The organism is Veillonella sp. CAG:933 (genome assembly GCF_000431435.1).
Lineage (GTDB): Bacteria > Bacillota > Negativicutes > Veillonellales > Veillonellaceae > Veillonella_A.
Genome location: NZ_HF986250.1, coordinates 1 through 2092 on the forward strand (window position 1 = coordinate 1; position 2092 = coordinate 2092).

The following is a 2092-nucleotide window of genomic DNA, read 5'->3' on the forward strand; positions in this document are numbered from 1 at the left end:
AATAAGTTATCAGAAGTATCTAATACACCACTGTTTGTTATTAAATTGTAATTCCAACCCTCTAATATATTTTTAGATACTTTATTTGCATTCTCATCTTTAACATACAAGTTAGTTTGTTCATTACCGTTTTCATCTTCAACTTTTTCTGATAAAATACCAACTAACTTGTGTCTAGCTTTACGGAATGTATTTCTAAACTGAGTTTGTAAATTCTCTCTTGCTATTTTTTGAGCTTCATCCTCTTGAATACCTTTCTTTTGTACATATTCATTCGTAATCTTGTATAATTCATTATACAAAGTTTTAAATAATGGTGTTACTTTAGCAAGTTTTGCACTCTTGTTCATCATTCCTTTGAATGTGTTTTCAGAGTGAATTTCATTAATAATTGTATTCCAAGATTTATCAAAGTCAACCATTAGAGGTAAGCCTGTAACAGGACTCTTTATTGCAGCAACACCTTGTACTTGAGTCACAGTGCCATCAGGATTTGTTTTTTGTTTCATGACAAATTCTGTTCTAGGCATTGTCGCAATGAAAATTTTTATAGATGCAAGAGCATTATCTTTAACTGAAACAGACAGTTGTTCTTGAATGTAGTTAGCCATTTGATCTCCTACGCTATTACCAACTGCTTTTTCATCAATTTCTGCATCAATGTTTTCTTGTTTATCTACTGCTCTTATTTGATACTCATTTAATTTATTTATGATTTCAGGTTTAAATACAGTATCGAACGTATTGTAGATTTCATCTCTAACTTCTCCTTGTTCCTTAGTAATAGTTCCTTTTTCAACTAATTTGGCTGTTATATCTGGTTTTAATGCAGCTTTTAACACTCCATAATTAAGATTTTGCAAATCATCACGTAGTCTTATGTTATTTAATGTAAATAAAGCACCTACAAGTGAATTTACAGTTTCTTTGAATTGTGTGTTAGTAATGTTTTTAAATTTGTGATTTCTTATTTTAAATGGAGCACCTGCACCTTTATATGCAGCAAGAAATTCATTTACAGCAGCCGAATCTTGTTTGGATCTATTGTAATAACCAGAATCGATTCTATTAAAAATATTATCAATACTAGTATCGGTTCTCCAAACCCATTTACTTATGAAATTCTTAATAGCTTTCCAAGCTCTTTTAAGAAGATTTAATTCAGGATCTACTTTATTCAGCATATACTGCCTAAAGTCTTCTGCTAAAGCTTCTTCTACTTGTTTATCACTTCCAACAAAACCAGTTCTATTTCTATAGAATTCATAAATTTTCTTTCTTTCCTTTGGAGAAATAGTTAATAATGATACTCTATGGAATGCTTCATGATACAATGTACCACGTTCTGCACCTTTCCACAGTATAGTAGAATCTTTTCTAACAAGACCCATAGCATACTCATTCCCACCAAGTGCAATAGCATCTTCAACAATATGTAAAGAATCTTCTGGTAATCCTAATTTATTTCTAAACCATTGAATTTCCTCTGGAGTTACTACTTCTGATATATTTCCTGCAACTTTACGAAAAGGTACATCAAAATCTTCATCAATTCCCAAACTCAAAGGATCTATTTCTCCATCATTAGTTATTTCCTTTATGTAAGAATCATCTTTAGTTGTAACTTCAGAAGTCGTAACATCTTTAGTAATATCTGCCTGTGGTTCTGGGATACTAGGAATATTTGGCAATGAACTAGCTTTATTTTCAGCAGCTTCTTTTATTTCAGTATTGTTGATCTTTCTTGGTACTTTCTGAATGTCTTCAGCATATGCGAAAGAATCTTTAAATAGTTGATCATCTAAGTCACTTCTTATTATACCAGCTTTTTCTAACACACCCATAGTATAAACTGGGGTAGAAGAAATGAAATCATCCTTAGTAAGAGATATACCTGGAATGATATCAAGCAAATCAATAGAATTATTGTTAAAATAATCATATACAGAAGGTAATGCTTCTTTTATTGGGCTGAAGAAATTCTTTCTAGCTACACGCCAATGGAATCCCATTAAAGCTTCAACTATGTCTTTTTTATCCTGAGTAGATAAATTGCCTATATTGAATGTTTTTTCACCAACTATTAGATTGG

Annotated in this window: 1 protein-coding gene; it reads right to left on the bottom strand. The window is 31.0% G+C overall.

The features are described 5' to 3' along the window. Nucleotides 1–2092 (bottom strand): hypothetical protein (locus QZL64_RS12865; RefSeq protein ID WP_296309685.1); only part of this gene is annotated, 2092 nt, incomplete at both ends.